This window comes from Nocardioides carbamazepini (assembly GCF_024614185.1).
GTDB classification, from domain to species: domain Bacteria; phylum Actinomycetota; class Actinomycetes; order Propionibacteriales; family Nocardioidaceae; genus Nocardioides; species Nocardioides carbamazepini.
On sequence record NZ_JAHTLF010000018.1, the window covers coordinates 794,432 to 809,501 of the forward strand.

General features: G+C 69.5%; 21 protein-coding genes. 2 read left to right on the plus strand and 19 right to left on the minus strand.

Translation table 11 applies throughout. The annotated features are described in order from the left end of the window. Positions 1-22 precede the first annotated feature (22 nt). The 7 genes from KVF89_RS22485 to KVF89_RS22515 form a co-directional block, all read right to left on the minus strand. Positions 23-700 carry a hypothetical protein gene (locus KVF89_RS22485; RefSeq protein WP_257428788.1) on the minus strand — a complete coding sequence of 226 codons (678 nt, stop codon included), beginning with the start codon at positions 698-700 and terminating at the stop codon, positions 23-25. A gap of 155 nt (positions 701-855) precedes the next feature. Next, positions 856-2,232 (minus strand): VG15 protein, encoded by a 1,377-nt coding sequence (locus KVF89_RS22490; protein ID WP_257428789.1) that lies wholly within the window; start codon positions 2,230-2,232, stop codon positions 856-858. Further along, entirely contained in the window at positions 2,210-3,688 is a 1,479-nt protein-coding gene (locus tag KVF89_RS22495) for a phage portal protein (protein WP_257428790.1), read from the minus strand. Before KVF89_RS22495 ends, KVF89_RS22490 begins: the two co-directional genes overlap by 23 nt. Continuing rightward, complete coding sequence (locus KVF89_RS22500) at positions 3,689-5,131, minus strand: terminase large subunit domain-containing protein (protein WP_257428791.1); 1,443 nt, start codon at positions 5,129-5,131, stop codon at positions 3,689-3,691. Between the two features lie 34 nt (positions 5,132-5,165). Beyond that, the gene (locus KVF89_RS22505) at positions 5,166-5,597 is read right to left on the minus strand and encodes a hypothetical protein (RefSeq protein WP_257428792.1); all 432 of its coding nucleotides are present in this window, start codon (positions 5,595-5,597) and stop codon (positions 5,166-5,168) included. A gap of 136 nt (positions 5,598-5,733) precedes the next feature. Then, a complete protein-coding gene (locus tag KVF89_RS22510) occupies positions 5,734-6,399 on the minus strand; it encodes an AAA family ATPase (RefSeq protein ID WP_257428793.1) in 666 nt (221 codons plus the stop codon). Further along, positions 6,396-6,761, minus strand: a complete 366-nt coding sequence (locus KVF89_RS22515) for a hypothetical protein (RefSeq protein WP_257428794.1) — start codon at positions 6,759-6,761, stop codon at positions 6,396-6,398. The genes KVF89_RS22510 and KVF89_RS22515 overlap by 4 nt, the downstream gene beginning before the upstream one ends. A 171-nt stretch (positions 6,762-6,932) precedes the next feature. Here KVF89_RS22515 and KVF89_RS22520 point away from each other — a divergent pair, with 171 nt between their 5' ends. Next, positions 6,933-8,216 carry a hypothetical protein gene (locus KVF89_RS22520; protein ID WP_257428795.1) on the plus strand — a complete coding sequence of 428 codons (1,284 nt, stop codon included), beginning with the start codon at positions 6,933-6,935 and terminating at the stop codon, positions 8,214-8,216. On the opposite strand, the gene KVF89_RS22525 is transcribed toward KVF89_RS22520, so the two are convergent. Genes KVF89_RS22525 through KVF89_RS22550 form a run of 6 tightly spaced genes read right to left on the minus strand, consistent with a single transcriptional unit; the run spans position 8,206 to position 11,633 of the window. Further along, on the minus strand, positions 8,206-8,553 hold the full coding sequence (locus tag KVF89_RS22525; RefSeq protein ID WP_257428796.1) for a DUF6221 family protein: 348 nt from the start codon (positions 8,551-8,553) through the stop codon (positions 8,206-8,208). The genes KVF89_RS22520 and KVF89_RS22525 overlap by 11 nt on opposite strands. Continuing rightward, entirely contained in the window at positions 8,550-9,812 is a 1,263-nt protein-coding gene (locus KVF89_RS22530; protein WP_257428797.1) for a hypothetical protein, read from the minus strand. The genes KVF89_RS22525 and KVF89_RS22530 overlap by 4 nt, the downstream gene beginning before the upstream one ends. Beyond that, a complete protein-coding gene (locus KVF89_RS22535) occupies positions 9,809-10,126 on the minus strand; it encodes a hypothetical protein (protein ID WP_257428798.1) in 318 nt (105 codons plus the stop codon). Before KVF89_RS22535 ends, KVF89_RS22530 begins: the two co-directional genes overlap by 4 nt. Continuing rightward, positions 10,123-10,359 (minus strand): hypothetical protein, encoded by a 237-nt coding sequence (locus KVF89_RS22540; protein ID WP_257428799.1) that lies wholly within the window; start codon positions 10,357-10,359, stop codon positions 10,123-10,125. Before KVF89_RS22540 ends, KVF89_RS22535 begins: the two co-directional genes overlap by 4 nt. Continuing rightward, positions 10,352-10,594: a hypothetical protein gene (locus KVF89_RS22545; protein WP_257428800.1), complete on the minus strand. Its 243-nt coding sequence runs from the start codon at positions 10,592-10,594 to the stop codon at positions 10,352-10,354. Before KVF89_RS22545 ends, KVF89_RS22540 begins: the two co-directional genes overlap by 8 nt. Beyond that, a complete protein-coding gene (locus tag KVF89_RS22550) occupies positions 10,587-11,633 on the minus strand; it encodes a DUF5131 family protein (RefSeq protein ID WP_257428801.1) in 1,047 nt (348 codons plus the stop codon). Before KVF89_RS22550 ends, KVF89_RS22545 begins: the two co-directional genes overlap by 8 nt. Between KVF89_RS22550 and KVF89_RS22555 the strand changes: the two genes are divergently transcribed. Continuing rightward, positions 11,632-12,366, plus strand: a complete 735-nt coding sequence (locus tag KVF89_RS22555; RefSeq protein ID WP_257428802.1) for an HNH endonuclease — start codon at positions 11,632-11,634, stop codon at positions 12,364-12,366. The two genes, KVF89_RS22550 and KVF89_RS22555, sit on opposite strands and share 2 nt — an antisense overlap. 31 nt (positions 12,367-12,397) lie before the next feature. Here KVF89_RS22555 and KVF89_RS22560 read toward each other — a convergent pair whose 3' ends face one another. From KVF89_RS22560 to KVF89_RS22585, 6 genes are read right to left on the minus strand one after another with little or no spacing between them, the layout of a single operon-like run. Further along, entirely contained in the window at positions 12,398-12,700 is a 303-nt protein-coding gene (locus tag KVF89_RS22560) for a hypothetical protein (RefSeq protein WP_257428803.1), read from the minus strand. After that, positions 12,700-12,969: a hypothetical protein gene (locus KVF89_RS22565; RefSeq protein WP_257428804.1), complete on the minus strand. Its 270-nt coding sequence runs from the start codon at positions 12,967-12,969 to the stop codon at positions 12,700-12,702. Before KVF89_RS22565 ends, KVF89_RS22560 begins: the two co-directional genes overlap by 1 nt. Then, a complete protein-coding gene (locus tag KVF89_RS22570) occupies positions 12,962-13,318 on the minus strand; it encodes a hypothetical protein (RefSeq protein ID WP_257428805.1) in 357 nt (118 codons plus the stop codon). Before KVF89_RS22570 ends, KVF89_RS22565 begins: the two co-directional genes overlap by 8 nt. Beyond that, a complete protein-coding gene (locus KVF89_RS22575) occupies positions 13,311-14,522 on the minus strand; it encodes a hypothetical protein (RefSeq protein ID WP_257428806.1) in 1,212 nt (403 codons plus the stop codon). Before KVF89_RS22575 ends, KVF89_RS22570 begins: the two co-directional genes overlap by 8 nt. Beyond that, entirely contained in the window at positions 14,515-14,727 is a 213-nt protein-coding gene (locus KVF89_RS22580; RefSeq protein ID WP_257428807.1) for a hypothetical protein, read from the minus strand. The genes KVF89_RS22575 and KVF89_RS22580 overlap by 8 nt, the downstream gene beginning before the upstream one ends. Beyond that, entirely contained in the window at positions 14,724-15,068 is a 345-nt protein-coding gene (locus KVF89_RS22585; RefSeq protein WP_257428808.1) for a DUF7352 domain-containing protein, read from the minus strand. The genes KVF89_RS22580 and KVF89_RS22585 overlap by 4 nt, the downstream gene beginning before the upstream one ends. Positions 15,069-15,070 lie beyond the last annotated feature (2 nt).

The following is a 15,070-nucleotide window of genomic DNA, read 5'->3' on the forward strand; positions in this document are numbered from 1 at the left end:
TCGCGACTCCTTTCGGGAGTGTTCAGTCAGCGTTGGCTCGGGCGAAGAGGCCGCGAGCGAACTCGCGCATCTCGCCGTCGCCGACGTTGTTGGTGGTGTGCTGGCCCTCGCGGGGCGAGTGGTTGCCGTTCTTCTTGCGCGCCGAGTCACGTCCGGCCAGGCGCTCGGCCTGCTGGCGAATGGCGTCGGCGGTGGTGGCCGTCAGGAACAGATCGGCGTCCGACGGCTCCCCGTCGGGGTGCTGCTGGGTCGCCTTGCCGCGCTTGGTGCTGATGCCGAACTCGCTGGCGATCTCGGCCCGCACGGCACGCAGCTCGGACTGGGCGCCCTTGGACTCGAGGTCGGCGATGCGATCCTCGAGCGTCTTGGCGCCCTCAGCCTTGGCGCGGAGGTCGTCGTAGTCGGCGAACTTCTCGGTCACCTTGCGACGCTCCTCGGCGCGAATCTTGGCGGCGATCTTCTCGACCGCCGCGTCGACATCGGCCTGGGTCAGTGTCTGGCCCTGGTCCCCGCCCTGGCCCCCGTCGCCGTCGCCTACACCGGCACCGCTGCCTCCGTCGCCGCCCTCGCCCGCGGCCTCCATGGAGAAGCCAGCGAAGGTGGCCCGGTTGCGGGCGAAGGTGTCGGCCAGCCAACGGCTGTGCTCGAAGGACAGACGGATCGGCTTGCGGATCGGGTTGGGGATCGGCTGGTTGGTCATCAGTGCTCCGTGCCTCGTCAGGTGATGCCCGGCATTGAGCGCTGCCGTGGGCGCTTACCCCCGCGATGGGGTGGTCTGAGGTGGTGTGCGTGTTACCGTGGAAGCGGAGTCGAGGCGTACCCCTGCTCGCCGTGGGGAGCGTTGCCTCGGCTCCTCTACATTTCGGCCGGCGCAGTGAGCAGCTCGACCTCGTGCAGCTCGCCCTGGGACATCACCCACACCGCTGTCGCCGAAGGCCTCTCGGGTCGCAGGTTGTAGCTGCGCAGCTCCTCGACGGTCCCGTCCGGCAGCGTTCGGTCGCCGACGTCGACGACGACGCGGGTCTTGCCCTTCCGGGTGGCCTTCGTGATCTGACGGGCTATGTGCACGGGATCGACCGGGGTGCTCGGCTCGAGGCCCTTGTGCTCCCACTCGGTGCCGGCCGGCTCGTCATCCGTAGCGAACCGCTGCCAACGGAAGTCGTGGACCGGCAGCAGCTTGCCCGTCGCCGGGTCGAGCCGGTCGTTGGAGTTGGCCTGGGAGATCCACTCGATCTGCTCATCCAGGCGATGCATCCGCTCGGCGAACTCGACCTCGAGCGGCGGGAGCATGTCGGCGGCGTTGTACGACGCCGGCAGCACGGCCTTGCGGCGCTCCCAGTAGGCGTCCCACGCCTGCTGGTCGCTGCGGTCCGGTGGTCCGTCGGCGGCCCCTGGCGAAGCAGGTTGGTTGACGGGCGGCTGCCCGCCGCGGCCTCCACCTTCGGTGGCAGCCGGCCTGTCGTCGCGCTCTTCGGGCCCGTACTTCTTGTCGAGGTAGTCGCGCAGCGTCTTGTTCTCGTCCTTGGTGCGCTTCCGCTTCGAGGCGACGTACTGCATCACCGACGCCATTGGGCCGTCGTCCCCGTCGAAGACCGGGGACGCGAGGCAGTGGCACTCCTTGTGCGCTGCGAACCGCGCGGTGACCTTGGAGTAGATCGCGCCCTTGTCGGCCAGGAGGCGGCACCATCGACACCCGTCGGCATACGAGTCACTCGGGCGGGTGTGACGCCGCCAGCCGACCGCAGCATCGTCACGGACGGTGTTCTCGGTGATGGTGTCGCGGAACCCGCCCGCGATCTCCTTCTGCAGCTCGGCCTGCAGCTTGGACACCGACACCGCGATCGAGTCGGCGATCTGCTGCTCGTACTCGGCCGCCTTGCGGTCGATGTCGGCCTGGATCAGCTCGTACAGCGAGGTCGTGGCGACCGCGACCGAGGTGTGGAGCTTGTCGAGGTCGACCACGGCGACCGGCTCGGCGATGAACGCGCCGGCCAGATCAGCGGTCAGGTCGGCGGCGTCGCGAAGCTCGTCGTACCAGGCGGCCGCGAGCTCGGCCGCGGCCTGCCTATAGGTCTCGGCGATGACGTCGGCGGCCTCGAACAGCGCCCCACGCACGGCCTCGGGGCTGGCTGCGGCCTGCTCGGCAGCCGCGGCGGCGACCAGGGCGGCCGCCTCGCCGGTGAGTCCCTGCAGCTCGGACCGGACGGCCTCAGGCGGGGTTGTCGTTGCCATCGGCCGGCCGACCCGTCTGGCCGCCCACGACACCCACGCCGCCCGTGCCGGTCTGCTGGCGCTCGCGCAGGCGGTTCAGCAGGTCGCGCCCGGCCGCGCGGCGTCGGTCGTTGTTGGCGCGGTTGATCTGGTCGGGCCGCAGGCCGAGCAGCTCGAGTGCGACGTCGGATTGGGACTCGGTGAGCCACGGCACCTGAGCGAGGATCTTTGCCCCGGCGTCGGCCGCGGCCGCTCGCGAGACGTGCTGAGCCGGTCGCCACCGGCACTGCACGTCGAGGTCGGCGGGCAGGTCTTCGTCGTTGTACATCGCCAGCGCGCGAGTGACGGCCGACGACACGTCAGGTCCCCAGTCGTCCATGGTTGCCTCGGCAGTGGCGATGATGTCGTCGCGCGAGGCCAGCAGCGCGTCGTAGCTGGTCGGGTTCGAGTCGCCGAGGATGCCGAGCTCACCGAGCGGGATCCCGGTCTCGCCGGAGAACATCTGCGCGAGCATCCGCAGGTGCGCGTTCTGCGGCTCCGGGGACTGGCCGTGGAACTGCTTCACGTCCGCACGTGCCAGCTTCGGGTCGTCGACCTCCTCGTCGTCACCGATTGCCCAGATCGCGTCCCAGGCGGCCTGCCAGGTCGGCTTGATCGTGCCGTCGGCGTTGCGGAAAGCGTCCTCGCCGGCACCGAGCAGGACATAGCGCGGCAGCGAGTAGGCCTCGCCGTTGACATCGCCGCGGATCATGGCGCCGAGCGCCTGTCCCTGGAACGACATCGCGGCCCGGGTGATCCGTGAGGACCCGAAAGGTCGGTCGATGCGCGGCTTGTAGCGCATCGGGTCGACCGGGACGCCGTACTTGTGGTCGCGCCGCGTGACCGTCCACCCGGTGGGGGTCTTGGTCATGAACACGTTGAGGTTGGGCAGGTACATCGTCATGTCGGTCGGCTCGCCCTTGTCGTCGAGCTCGTTGATCGACAGGAACGACGACAGGGCCCGCCGGCGGCCGTCCCAGACCCCGGTCCCGGTCAGGGCGGAGCGGGCGTTGATGAGTGCCTTCGGCTCGCCGGCCTCGATGTCGCCGAGAGTGGTGACCAGCCAGGAGACCGAGTGAATCAGGCCGGAGACACCAGCCTGGGAGACCTCGGACCCGAGGCGGTTGGTCTTCCAGATCTCGTGCATGCCCAGCGAGTCCAGGTCGCGGCCGGCACGGTCGTAGACGCCATCGAGGTTGCAGCGGCGGGCGAGCTTGTCGACCGCCATGGTCGACCAGCCGAGCACGAACGACTTCTTCTTCACCGACGGCGGAGCGGTGGAGGACATGAGGTGACGGGTGGCGTTCGCCATGTCGTAGAACCCGGTACGCAGGTTGTTCCGCTGCCGCTTGGAGCGCCACTGCATGACCAGCTGGTCGAGCGTGTTCTGCTCGCCGTGTTCGAGGTCGGGGACCGCGACCGTCTTGGACTGAGCCATCTACCCGGTCACCACCCTTCGTCCCGTGCCGGTCCGCTTGCGCGTCGGCTTCTTCACGTTGGAGTTCATGGCGCCCCACAGGGCGAGCGAGACGGCTTGGGTGGGCGTGATGTCGAGACCGGGATGCTTCGCCGCCCACACCCACGCCTTGCCGCCCATGACGCTGTGCTTGCCGGCCGCGCCGTTCGAGGCGTTCAGCAGCGGCTGGTCGAGATGTCGCAGCGTGGGAGGTTCGGCCTCGACGGGATTGCCGTCAGCGTCCACGCCAGCGGGGATGCCGACTGCCTTGTCGACCAGCGTGCCGGCCGAGGCCGCTACCTCTCGGGTGCCGATCACGGTCACCGCGACCTTGTGGGCCTTGAGCGCGTCGACCAGGGTCGCGGCTTGGGACTGCCCATCGACCACGACGGCACGGATGTTGTTCTTCGCGCACCGATCGACCACCCACTCGATGGCCCAGTCCACGCCGTTGCGCTGCTCGTCGACCTCGACGTGCCACCGACCGTCGGCACGCTGGCCGGCCAGCCCGACGGTGGTGACCGAGCGGTCCGGAGAGACCTGGATCCCCAGCGACAGCCGCTCGATCGCCATCGACGCTGGGTCCCGGTCCTCGTGCCAGGTGATGGTGTCGATGACCGAGGTCTGGCCGAGGACGTTCCAGATCCCGAGTCCCTCGCGCAGGAACGACTCCTCGCCGAGGTTCTTCCGCATCCGCAGGATCGACTCCTGCGGCGTGAAGTCCGGGTACGACGGGTTGGCCTTGGAGACCTGCTCCCAGTCGTTCGGATCGGCATCGTCATCGGCGGAGAACTCGATGTAGACGGTGTCCTCGTCCTCGCCGGACAGCGCGTCTTGGCGCTTGCGGGTGAACACCTCGCCGGCGTCCTCGGGTCGCGGCGGGGTGCCGGTGTAGAAGATCAGCGCGCCGGTCGAGAGCTGCGACTGGTTCGCGGTCGGGATCATGTCGTCGATCGCGCGGTCGGTGAGTCGCTGCGCCTCGTCGAACACGATGACGTCGACCTTCGCGAAGCCGAGGCCGAACCCGCGCTCACGTGCGCCGAACAGGATCCGGGAGCCGTTGCGGAACCGGATCTCTTCCTCGCCCGAGCCGAGGACCGGCTTGAGCATGTGCGGCCGGATCTTCTTGCGCCGCGACATCGACCGCATCGACTTGAACGTCTCTTCGGCCGTGCGGGAGCGGTGCGCGGTCCAGATGACCGTCATGCCCGGGTTGAGCAGACACAGCGCGAAGATGATCGCGCCCATCAGGAACGTCTTCCCGACCTGCCGCGGGATCGAGATCACGACCCCACCGATCGTGGCCGCGTACTTCCCATCCGCACGCTTGGCGAGGATCACCTTGCCGGCGTCGGACTGCCACGCCTGGAACTCGATGCCCAGGTCGACGCACTTGTCGCGGACCGAGGGCCACCCAGTGCTCACGGCCCCGGTCGGGACGATGACGTGCCGGGCGGTGTCAGCCAGTCGTGCTGAACTCGTCCGGGTCGAACTCTTCGTCGGGGGTGGGGCCGCCGTTGCCATTCTCGGCCGCCTCCTCCTCGGCCGCCGCCTTGAGCTCCTGGATCTCCTTCGAGATCAGCGCGAGCTGCCGGTGCAGCGCGGCCTTCGCCGGGCCCTTCTCGTTCGGGATGTCCTTCGCGATCTGGCGGCGCTGCGCGAGGAGGATCTCGATGTAGATCCCGCCCTCGATCGCCTCGTCGAGCGTCAGCGGGCGCGCCTTCTCGGTGGCGTTGGCCGGTACGACCTCGTCCTTGCCCACCGCCCGCAGGGTGGTCGGCTTCCGGCTGCTCGCCTTCCGTGTGGTCGCGGTCTTCCGCGCGGCGGCCTTGCGGGTGGCCGTCTTGCGAGTGGTGGTCTTGCGGGGTGCGGGAGGGTTGCGATTGACCACGGTCGCCTCCCTTGAATATGCGCCTGGTGCTGTACGCCGCGCGAAAAAAAGCTCAGGGATAGATCGGGCGTAGCGCCCCCAGTGGAGGATCCGGCCGGGGGCGGGGGGACCTCCCCCCAGTATGCGTCTGGTGACGTTAGGCGAGCGAGCCGGACCGTTGGAGCCGCAGCGAGGCGAAGGAGAGTTTGACCTCGCCGGGCTCGTACTTGGCCCACCACTGTCGGGCGCCGTTGATCTGGATCCGGATGGGTGGTGTGGTGCGTCCGCGTTGCTTGATGCGGCGGATGCACTCGTCAAGCGCGGTGTCGACCACGACCAGCTCGGTCGCCCCGCACGCTGTGGCTGCGCCCTGCCTGGCCCTCAGCGTGGCGCCGGTGCGGATGACCACAGCCCGAGCCTTGGGCTGCTCACGGAGCTGGACGAGTGCGGCACGGAACAGGGCATCAGACCCGGCCCACTGCTCGTCGTCGAGGTCGTACACCTCGAGTCCCTCGGCATCGGCGATGGTGTGCGCGAGCGTGGTCTTCCCAGCACCGGGTGGTCCGACGACCAGCATCACCTTGCGGTCGTACTCGGCCGGCAGCAGGTCGCCCTTCCTGCGGTTGCAGAACGGGGCGACGTCGTGGTGCACGGGCTGGAGGTTGCTGGGGTGTTCGGTCCCGCCACGTGTGATCGGGACCTTGTGGTCGACGGCGTCCGAGCCCGGCTGGCCGCAGAGCCCGCAGATGTCGGACGCCTTGAGGATCTTGGCGTTGCGCTTCTGTCGGGTGCTGCCGCTGAGTCGGTGGTGGTGCTGGCTCACGCTCGGCATCCCTCGTGCAGCCAGGCAGCGATGAAGCCGACGAGGTAGGCCAGTGCCTCCGAGAGACCGTCGTACTCCTGCCCGATGTGGTCGAGCAGCATGCCGGCGGCGCGGGTCGCCTCGTGCGCGAGGATCTCGGTCAGCCCGACGGGATTGTCGTTGAGCCGCTCGCGGTCGACGAAGACCGAGAGGTTGATCGAGCCGTCGTCTCCGATGTCGCGGCTAGTGAAGCCGAGCGCGCCGGCCTCGATGTCGGGCAGACTGTCGATCCGGCGTTGCAGCTTCTGCCAGGCCTTGTCGTCGCGCGCGTGGTGGAGCCAGACGCCGTAGATGTCCAGCTGGTGGGAGCGGGGCTTGGACACGGCGATCGGCCTCCCCGGAACGACGAAGACCCCCTCAGCGAGCGGCTGAGTGGGTCTAGGTTGATCGGTGTCCGGGTATGCGGCAGCAGCCGGAACTGGTGCCAGAAGCATAGCGCGAGCGCGTTCGCGAACCCGCGGACGACTCGCACGGAGGTGTGCTGGAATCACCCGGTGTCTGACTTCGACCTGTCCCGCCTGCCGAAGGGCGAGCTCGGTCGGCTCGCGCTGCTCGACTACGTTCGATCGTCCGATGACCGGGTCGAACGGTACTTCCTCGAGGTGAAGTCAGACGTCGACCTGACGACGAAGGAGGGTCGCGCGAAGGTCGCGAAGTTCATCCTCGGCGCTGCGAACCGCGACAAGGCCAAGGCGGCGAAGCGATTCGACGGACACGCGCTCATGGTTCTGGGGGTGGGTGACGGCGACGCCGCCGGTGTGGGTGCGTTTGAGGCCATGGACCTTGCGAATGAGGTACGGAAGTTCGCGGGCGCTGACGGACCCGGATGGGACTTTGAGCGGATCCCGCTTCCCGACGGGCGTGACGTCATCGTGGTCATCGTCGATCCACCTACCGGCGCGGTATTGACTTGCCTGGCCGACGGCCCCGTCGGCTTGGTCGACGGCGGCATCTACGTTCGTGGCGACGGCGACACCCGTCGTGCGACCGGCGACGAGATCCGCCAGATGATCAGCCGGTCGACCATGGGCCACGCGACGGTCGATGTGGGCGTGGAGGTCATCGGGAAGGTGATGTCGTACGCCATCGAGACGCAGCCGTTCTTGGACGCTATCGACTGGCAGGGTGGCGCGATGGCTCGCAAGGCGCCGAGCATCCTCGGCAGTATGGACCGCAGGTCTCGCGCGACGTTCATAGCCGAACTTGAAGCCTGGCGCACGGCTGTGTGGGAGGACCCGCTTTCCGGGCCGAGGACCATGGCCGCTCACATGCTGGATGGGATCCAGATACGCGTGGTCAACCGGGCCAAGACATTCCTTCGAGACATCCGCCTCGAGATCGAGTTCGACGCCCCCGTCACGGCAATCGAATGGCTCAGCCCTCTGGATCCCAGTGACCCGTTCGACCTCCTCCCGGGCCGACCCAAGGCATGGGGGACCGAGACGCTCGGCGACTTGCTGTACCCGTTCAGCCAGAACGACAGCATGATGCCGCGCCTCGCAGGTACCGGTGTCGCCGAGATCGAGTGCGCGACGCCGGCGCAGCTGGTGCTCACGCTCAACGACCTCAGGCCAGCGCAGACGCGAACTTCGGGAGATGACGAGGTCGTACTCGTGATCCTGCCCGCTGCCGAGGCCGTCGAGAGCGTGACCGCACGGTGGAGGCTTACGGTGGCTGAGGTCCATGAGGTCTTCGACGGCGTCCTCAAGGTTCCGGTGCAGCACATCGATGTCGACGCCGCAGCGATGCTCGCAGGCGATGGAGGCACTACGGACTAGGCGGCAGTCCGTCGTTCGCCCACGTCGGGTTGTAGTCGTCGTGGTCGGCCCACGTCTCGGCGAGGATCCGGATCACCTGCTCGCCGTGCGGCTGCGGCGGCGCGGCGGGGTCACCGAGTGCGCAGAGATCCTCGATGCCCTGGGCCCACTCGATCAGGCCGCGCTTGGTCTCGCACTCCGCCAGGACGCGGCCCGCGATGGTGGGCCACTCGGGGATGTCGTCTACCGACACCCACTCCCGGGTCGTCCGGTCCCACGCCCGATGTGAGCGGGCGGCCTCCTCGTCCTCGCTGATCCGCGCCAGGCAGAACGCCACCAGCTCGTCCATCGTGCTCATGACGCCATCATGCCTCTCTCGCGTGGGGTGGTGCGGGTGGTGAGGTGGAGGCGCCAGAGGTCGGGCCACCACAGCCAGGTCGTGTGGGTCGCGATGTCGCACCAGCCCTCGACCACGGCCTCGGCGTCGCCGTGCCAGCGCTCCGCGAGCTCTCCGCCGCAGACGACCGGCTCTCCGCCGTCCTCCTCGGGCGGCAGGAGGACGGGGCAGGCCGGGTGCTCGCGGTGGTCGTGGATCGCGGCGCACTCGGTGCAGCGGTCGACCAGCTCGAGCCGCGGTGCGAGCCAGCGGCGGATGGTCCGCTCGCCCCGGCCCTGGGACTTCAACGTGGCGACGGCTTCCTGGAGCCGGACGAGCCGGTCAGCCTCGGGGCGCCACAGCATCTTCGCGTGTGCACGCTGCAGCTCGGTGTCCGTGTACCGGTGCTTGCAGGAGGGGCACTTCCAGCCGTCGCGGGCCGGGTCGCTGGCCAGCACCTCGACCGGGGCCGTGAACGAGCGGCAGCGGACGTTGAGGCACACGGTCGGCTCAGGCGTGACGACCCGGGTGCGGCTGCCGCAGAGGTGCCGGTCCTTGCGGGGGCCGACCATCCGCGTGCAGGGCTGAGCCGAGGCCGGGGCGGGGTGGTTGCGGTCCTCGCACCGGTACTCGGCCGGCGTGTGGGTCGAGCAGGTGGCGCAGGTCCAGCCGACGACGTAGCGGGGGCTGTAGACCCGGACCAGCCGCGGCTGCGGGGTCTTCTCGCAGTGGTCGCGGTCGCAGACGATGCGGGACCGGTCAGCGCGGCGGCCGGCCGAGACGATGTTCTCGATCGTGAGCCGGGCACGGCGTACGTCGCCGGCGAACCGAGGCCACCGGGCGGTGTCGTGCTCGGCGGCCCACGCGAGCGAGCCGCGGACGTAGTTGAGGTCCGACGCGAACGTCCGGACCAGTCCGGCGTAGTCCTCACCACGGAGGCGGCGGAGCTCTCCGGCCCAGTAGCCGATGAGCTGCTGCGGCGGCCAGCGCTGCTCGTCGTCCTCCTCGTCGTCGAGCGAGACGTAGGGACGGCCGTAGTCCTCGGCGGCGGCGCTGAGGTGGTTCCAAGCCTCGATGTCCGCGACCGGGCCGAGAGCGACCATCGCGGCGCCGCCCGGCATGTTCGGGTCGTCGCCGGCCGCGATCGCCTGGGCACGGAGCTCGTCGTGGCAGTGCTCGATCTCGGTGAGGTCGCGTGCGACCTTCACGATCGGGTCGCTGGTCTTGGCGGTCGTGGTCACTCGGTTGCCTCTCGTCCGTCGAGGGAGTGGTGGGTGTAGAGCCAGCCGTTCGACCCGTCGGGACGGAACACGGCCTCTGGTCGCGGACCGCAAACGCAGTCCTCGCTGAGCGGGTGGTCGATGTGGTCGCGGAGCGGCACGACATGGACGGAGTCGCCTGCGTCCTCGGTCGTGGCCGCCCAGCAGTGGCCGCAGTCGCCGCCAGCGCAGGTGTCGTCATGGAGGTCCTGGAGGAGGAGCCAGCGGCCGACCCGGACCACGCAGACCCCGGTGACGACCACGACGGCGACGAACACGACCATCAGGCGTCTCATCGGCGTCTCCTGCGTCGGCGTGCACGGGCTGACGTCGCGGACCCGACCGCGAGCGCCTGCCGGAGGGCGACCTTCTTGGGCTTGCTCGGGTGGCCGAGGTGCCAGTGATCGCCACACGGGTACGCGCGGATCGTCAGGTCGATCCCGCGGGCCTTCTCGAGCGAGGTGAGCGCGGCCAGTGCGGCGGCCTTGCTGACGTGCCGATGCTTCGCCGGGTGAGGGCACTCAGCCATCGAGATCCGCCTCCCTGTGCCGCCGAGCCGCCCGGGACTCGCGGTCATCGGCCACGAGCGCCCCTTCGCGCCACCCGAGTGCGTAGACCTCGGCAGCCAGCGCGTGGAGGGACCAGATGCCCGACTCGTCGAGCGGGGTCCGGTTGGAGTACTGCGCGGCGTCGGCCAGCTCGGTCGAGACGTACTGCTCGACGAGCTGAGAGACGGCGTACGGCTCGGGAGGACGCTCAGCCACCGGAACCCACCACCTCGGGGAACTCGTCCCAGGTGCGGCCGTCGAGCTCGCGGCCCGCCGCCTTCTTCCCGAGCCGGACCACGGTCTCCTCCGGGTAGCCGCCACCGTTCTTGATCTCCCAGTCGGCGTACGCCGCCGCGGTCATCTGGCCGACAGTGACGTGCTCGCCCCACTGCTTCAGCAAGAACGGGACGCCGGCGGACGTGCACTGGTCGCGTAGGGAGCGGACCCAGTCCGGGTGCATCGGCCGGGCACCGCGCCCCGACTCGCCGCCCACGATCACCCAGTCGACGCCGAGGGTTCGCACGGGGATCGCCTCGGTGCCACGGTCACGCAAGAACTCGCCGCCCGAGATCGTGGCCAGACGATCGGCGGGGACGGTCCCGAGGCTCACCGGCAACCCGCGGGACTGGATCAGGCTGACCGGCCCGAGCAGCGGCTCCATCGAGAGGAACCGGACCGCCGCCGGGGTGGCGAGCAGCGCAGGGATCCGGATGTCGGCCCACCGCTGGTTCTCCACGCTGACGCCGAGCCAGATGTTCGCGGGCGGGTTCTCGGCGCGCTGGCGGGCCCACTGAGCGGCCGGGCTGGTGCGCATGGCCTCGGTCGGGCAGCCGGCGAACTTGTCGGCGTACGCCCGCTTCCGATCCATCCGCCCCCGGACGAACGAGCGCATCCGACCGGGTCGCTTGGTGAGCACCTGGAAGGTGTGGCGCTTCGCCTGTTCCATGACGTCGAACACCTGGTGGATGTACTCGTCGGGGATCTCGTCGTGGAAGAGGTCCGACATGGAGTTGACGAAGACCCGGCGCGGCTTCCGCCACCGCAGAGGCAGGTCTAGCTTGTCGGGGCGCAGCACGACGTCGAAGCCCTTCTCGTAGTAGTGCCCCGGGGTGCCACGGAACCGCTCGGCCAACGTCTTCGCGTAGCAGTGGTCGCAGCCGGGCGAGACCTCCGTGCAGCCCGTGATCGGATTCCAGGTAGCACCCGGGGTTCCGTCGTCGCCGCGGGTCCACTCGATGCTCGTTCGGTCAGCCATGTCCATCGGTCCTTGTGTCGGGGGCGACCGCGACAATGCGGTGGTGGGCTCGAAAGCAGGTGCGACCGCCACGGCGGCTCGGCGAATCGGTGTTGATCTGGCGGAGTACGTCGCCCGCCGGCAGCTCGGCCAGAAGTGGTGCACGAAGTGCAAGGAATGGCGGCGCGAGGCCCAGTTCACCCGCGACCGGTCGCGGAGTGACGGACTGAGGTCGACCTGCTTCCGCCACAGCGCGCGCGACGACGGGAGGCCCGGCAAACCTGAGCGCCAGAAAGCCGCGCAGCGAGGGCTTGCGTGGTGCCGCGGCTGCACGGCCTGGCTGCCGAGCGACGCAGTCCAAGGTGGGCTGTGCCGAGAGCACACAAACGCCGAAGCGCGGGAACGCTACGCGGCCACCGCCGGCCGCGGTCGTCGGGGGCGCAGTGCAGCGCGCCGGCGCGGGGTTCGACCCGTGGGGACAGAGACCAGAGAGCTTCTGTACGAGGCCACGCAGGGGCTGTGCGCGTACGGCTGCGGCCGGGCCGCCACAACTCTCGATCACGTCATCCCAGTCGCCTCGGGCGGCCAGAGTGTCCCGGGCAACGTCGTACCCGCGTGCCGGTCGTGCAACAGCTCGAAGCGAGATCGAGATCCGTGGCCCTGGATCGACCGCCTCACCCCGGACGGACTTGATCTGGTCTCCGCCGTCCTGGTGCACGACGGCGCGATCGTCGATCTGCTCGGCGCGGCCTGAGACCGCCGGAGACCACGCGCGGCCGGGACACTCAGCCACAGTCGGCCTCCTGCTCAGTCCGGTGCTGGTCCTCGGCGGGGTGCACCTCGAGCGCGGTCGCGAGGACCTTGGCGGCCAGCGCGACCGAGCCGTCTCGGTAGTCGTGGGTGACGGTGAACTCCGCGCGCTGGGTGTGCGGGTTGTTCGACGCGGTGTACAGCCGCTGTTCGCCCTCGGGGGTCCAGACGACGCCGCACTGGTAGGTGTTCATGCCGTCGGGGCCGGTGACGATCCGCTGAGCAGCCCAGCGGCCGACCTCGTAGCCGTTGACCTGGATCAGTCCGTGGAGTGCCATCAGCGATCCTCCAGCCCCAGTTCGGCACGGACTCGCTGGGCCTCGCCGCGCACGAAGTCGAGACCGAACGACCGCTCCAGCTGGATACGCCGCCGGTAGCGAGCGACCGACTGGAACTCCCTCACGGCCAGAGCGGCCCGGGACATGCCGGCCACGAACGAGGTGGCATCGAGCTCGATCACAACCTGCCGGCGGGGCGAGCAGGCGAAGCGACGACGGGACGACCGCCGCGACCAGCGGCGGAGACGAGGGAACATGCGGTCAGCCACGGTCGGCCTCCTTGGTCTCGCTCTCGATCCGGTCAGCGCGCTCACGGAGCATCCGGACGTCGATCAGCGTGCAGTTGACGTAGGACAGTTCGGCGCCCCCGGTGGCTCGGAGGTCGGCGATGGTCCCCTTCATCTCGTCGGCCGCTTTCCGCAGCTCCTCGGCCCGCACCGTCCGGTCGTGCTGAGCGAGCCAGTCGGAGGTGAGGATGGCGTCGGCGGTTTTGCGGCAGAGGCACCAGCCGTATTCGCCGACGCATCCGCCGGGATGGGAGGCGAGGGCCTTTCGACACGGCTTGTCCTCGCCTGCGATCACCTCGGCCAGCGTGTCCCGGTCGTCCTGCTCAGCCATGGTCGTCACCGCCCGCCGCGTCCTCGATCGGCTCCCACGGACCCACGACGGGCGCGTAGGTCGTGACGGTGCGGCGAAGGACGACGTCGGGACGAACCCACTCGCCCTCCGCGTTCCAGTGGTGCACGTCAGCGGGCTGCCGCCAGTCGGGGTTGCTGATGACGCGGCCCAGCGAGTTCCGCACGCCCCACTCGACGCGCTCGGTGCTCTCGGGCTGGGTGCGGGTGGCTCCGACGATCTGCGGGCCAGCAGCAACGGCCTCGTCGACTGCGGCGTTCCGGACGTGCGCGACGTCGGCCAGCAGGTCGACTAGGACGTGGCCCGGTGTCATCGCGGGCATGTGACGGATGACCCTGTGGCGCTCCTCCTCGCTCAGTCCCCGGTCCCCGTCCGACGACGTGACCCCGGCGGCGTCCGTGGCAACCGGGCAGTACGTGAGGCAGCCGTGATGGTTGGGCTGCTCGCAGATCTGGTTAGCCCATAGGCAGATCTCGCCCTCCGTCGCGCCCTCGCTCGCCGTGGTCGCGTCCCGGCACCACCGGCAGTCCTCAACGTCGCACGATGCGAGGTGCGCGGCTCGGTACTGGGGATCGGCCATGGACTCGGTGATGTGGTCATCCAACTCGTCCGCGAACGTCTCGCTCGCCCCGGAGTTTCGGGCGAGTTCCGTAGCACCTTCCACACCCTCGCTCGCCGTGGAGGCTGCCTCGTAAGCCTCGCCGAGGTGGTCGCTCGGCTCGTCGTCAAGCACCGTCGCGATCTCGTCATAGGTGTGCTCGTCGAGACGGTCGGCGACGCTCGCGAGGGCTTCCCGGGCCTTCTTCCACTGGGCGGCCCACCATGCGACAGCGAATCTCAGAGCGTCGATCTCGGCGCCCTCGCTCGCCGTGGCGGGGGCAGAGGAGTCCAGTAGGGCGCGGACCTTCCGTGCATGGACGTTGAAGATCCCGACACGCGGTCCGTCGCTGACTCCGGACCATCGATCGTGTACGGCCTGCCACTCGTCGGCCAGCGCCTCCACGCCCGCCCGCAGGTCCCGCAGCGCCTGGTCGGACGGCGTGGGCTCGTGCTCGGCCAACAACACCTCGGCTTCGCGGGCGAGGTTGCCGTAGACCTGGCAGAGCAGCGGCTGCCCGTTCGGGTGCGCGGCCTCGGTCTTCCACTTCTCGACCAGCGCGGCCAGGGCGGCGTGCAGGTCACCCACGGCGCACCCCCTTCACGGTGACGACGTGCGTCGAGGTCCCGTCGTCCTTCGCGTAGACCTGGATGCTGGTGACCTCGGCGGTGCCGGCGGCGACGAGGCAGTAGTCGTCGCGGATGGTCTGGGTCTTGCTGTCGCCGTTGGCGGTGTCGCGGGCGGTGACGTCGATCGGGACGCTCTTGCTCGGGGCGGCGTGCGGGCCGGTCATCGCGACACCACCTCTGCGTGACGGCTGAACAGGTGCCACGCGAACGGCCCTACGAGCGCGGTGCCGTGGTACAGGCCCTCGACGGGATGGCCCGTTCCGAAGACGCGGAACTCCCGCTCATTCAGCTGCCCGGGGCGGGTTGTGATCCGCTCGGACAGCACACGTCCGGTCCCGTCGCTGGTGTGGCTGACTCCGACGTCGGGCGACGTCCAGATCTCGACGACACCGGCCTCTCGGGCGGCGACCTGGACGATGGATCCGACGAACGGCGGGACGTGCCACTGGCCGTCCACGGGAATCTCCCAACGCAGCACCTGGCGCGCGGTCTCGGTCTCAGGCATGG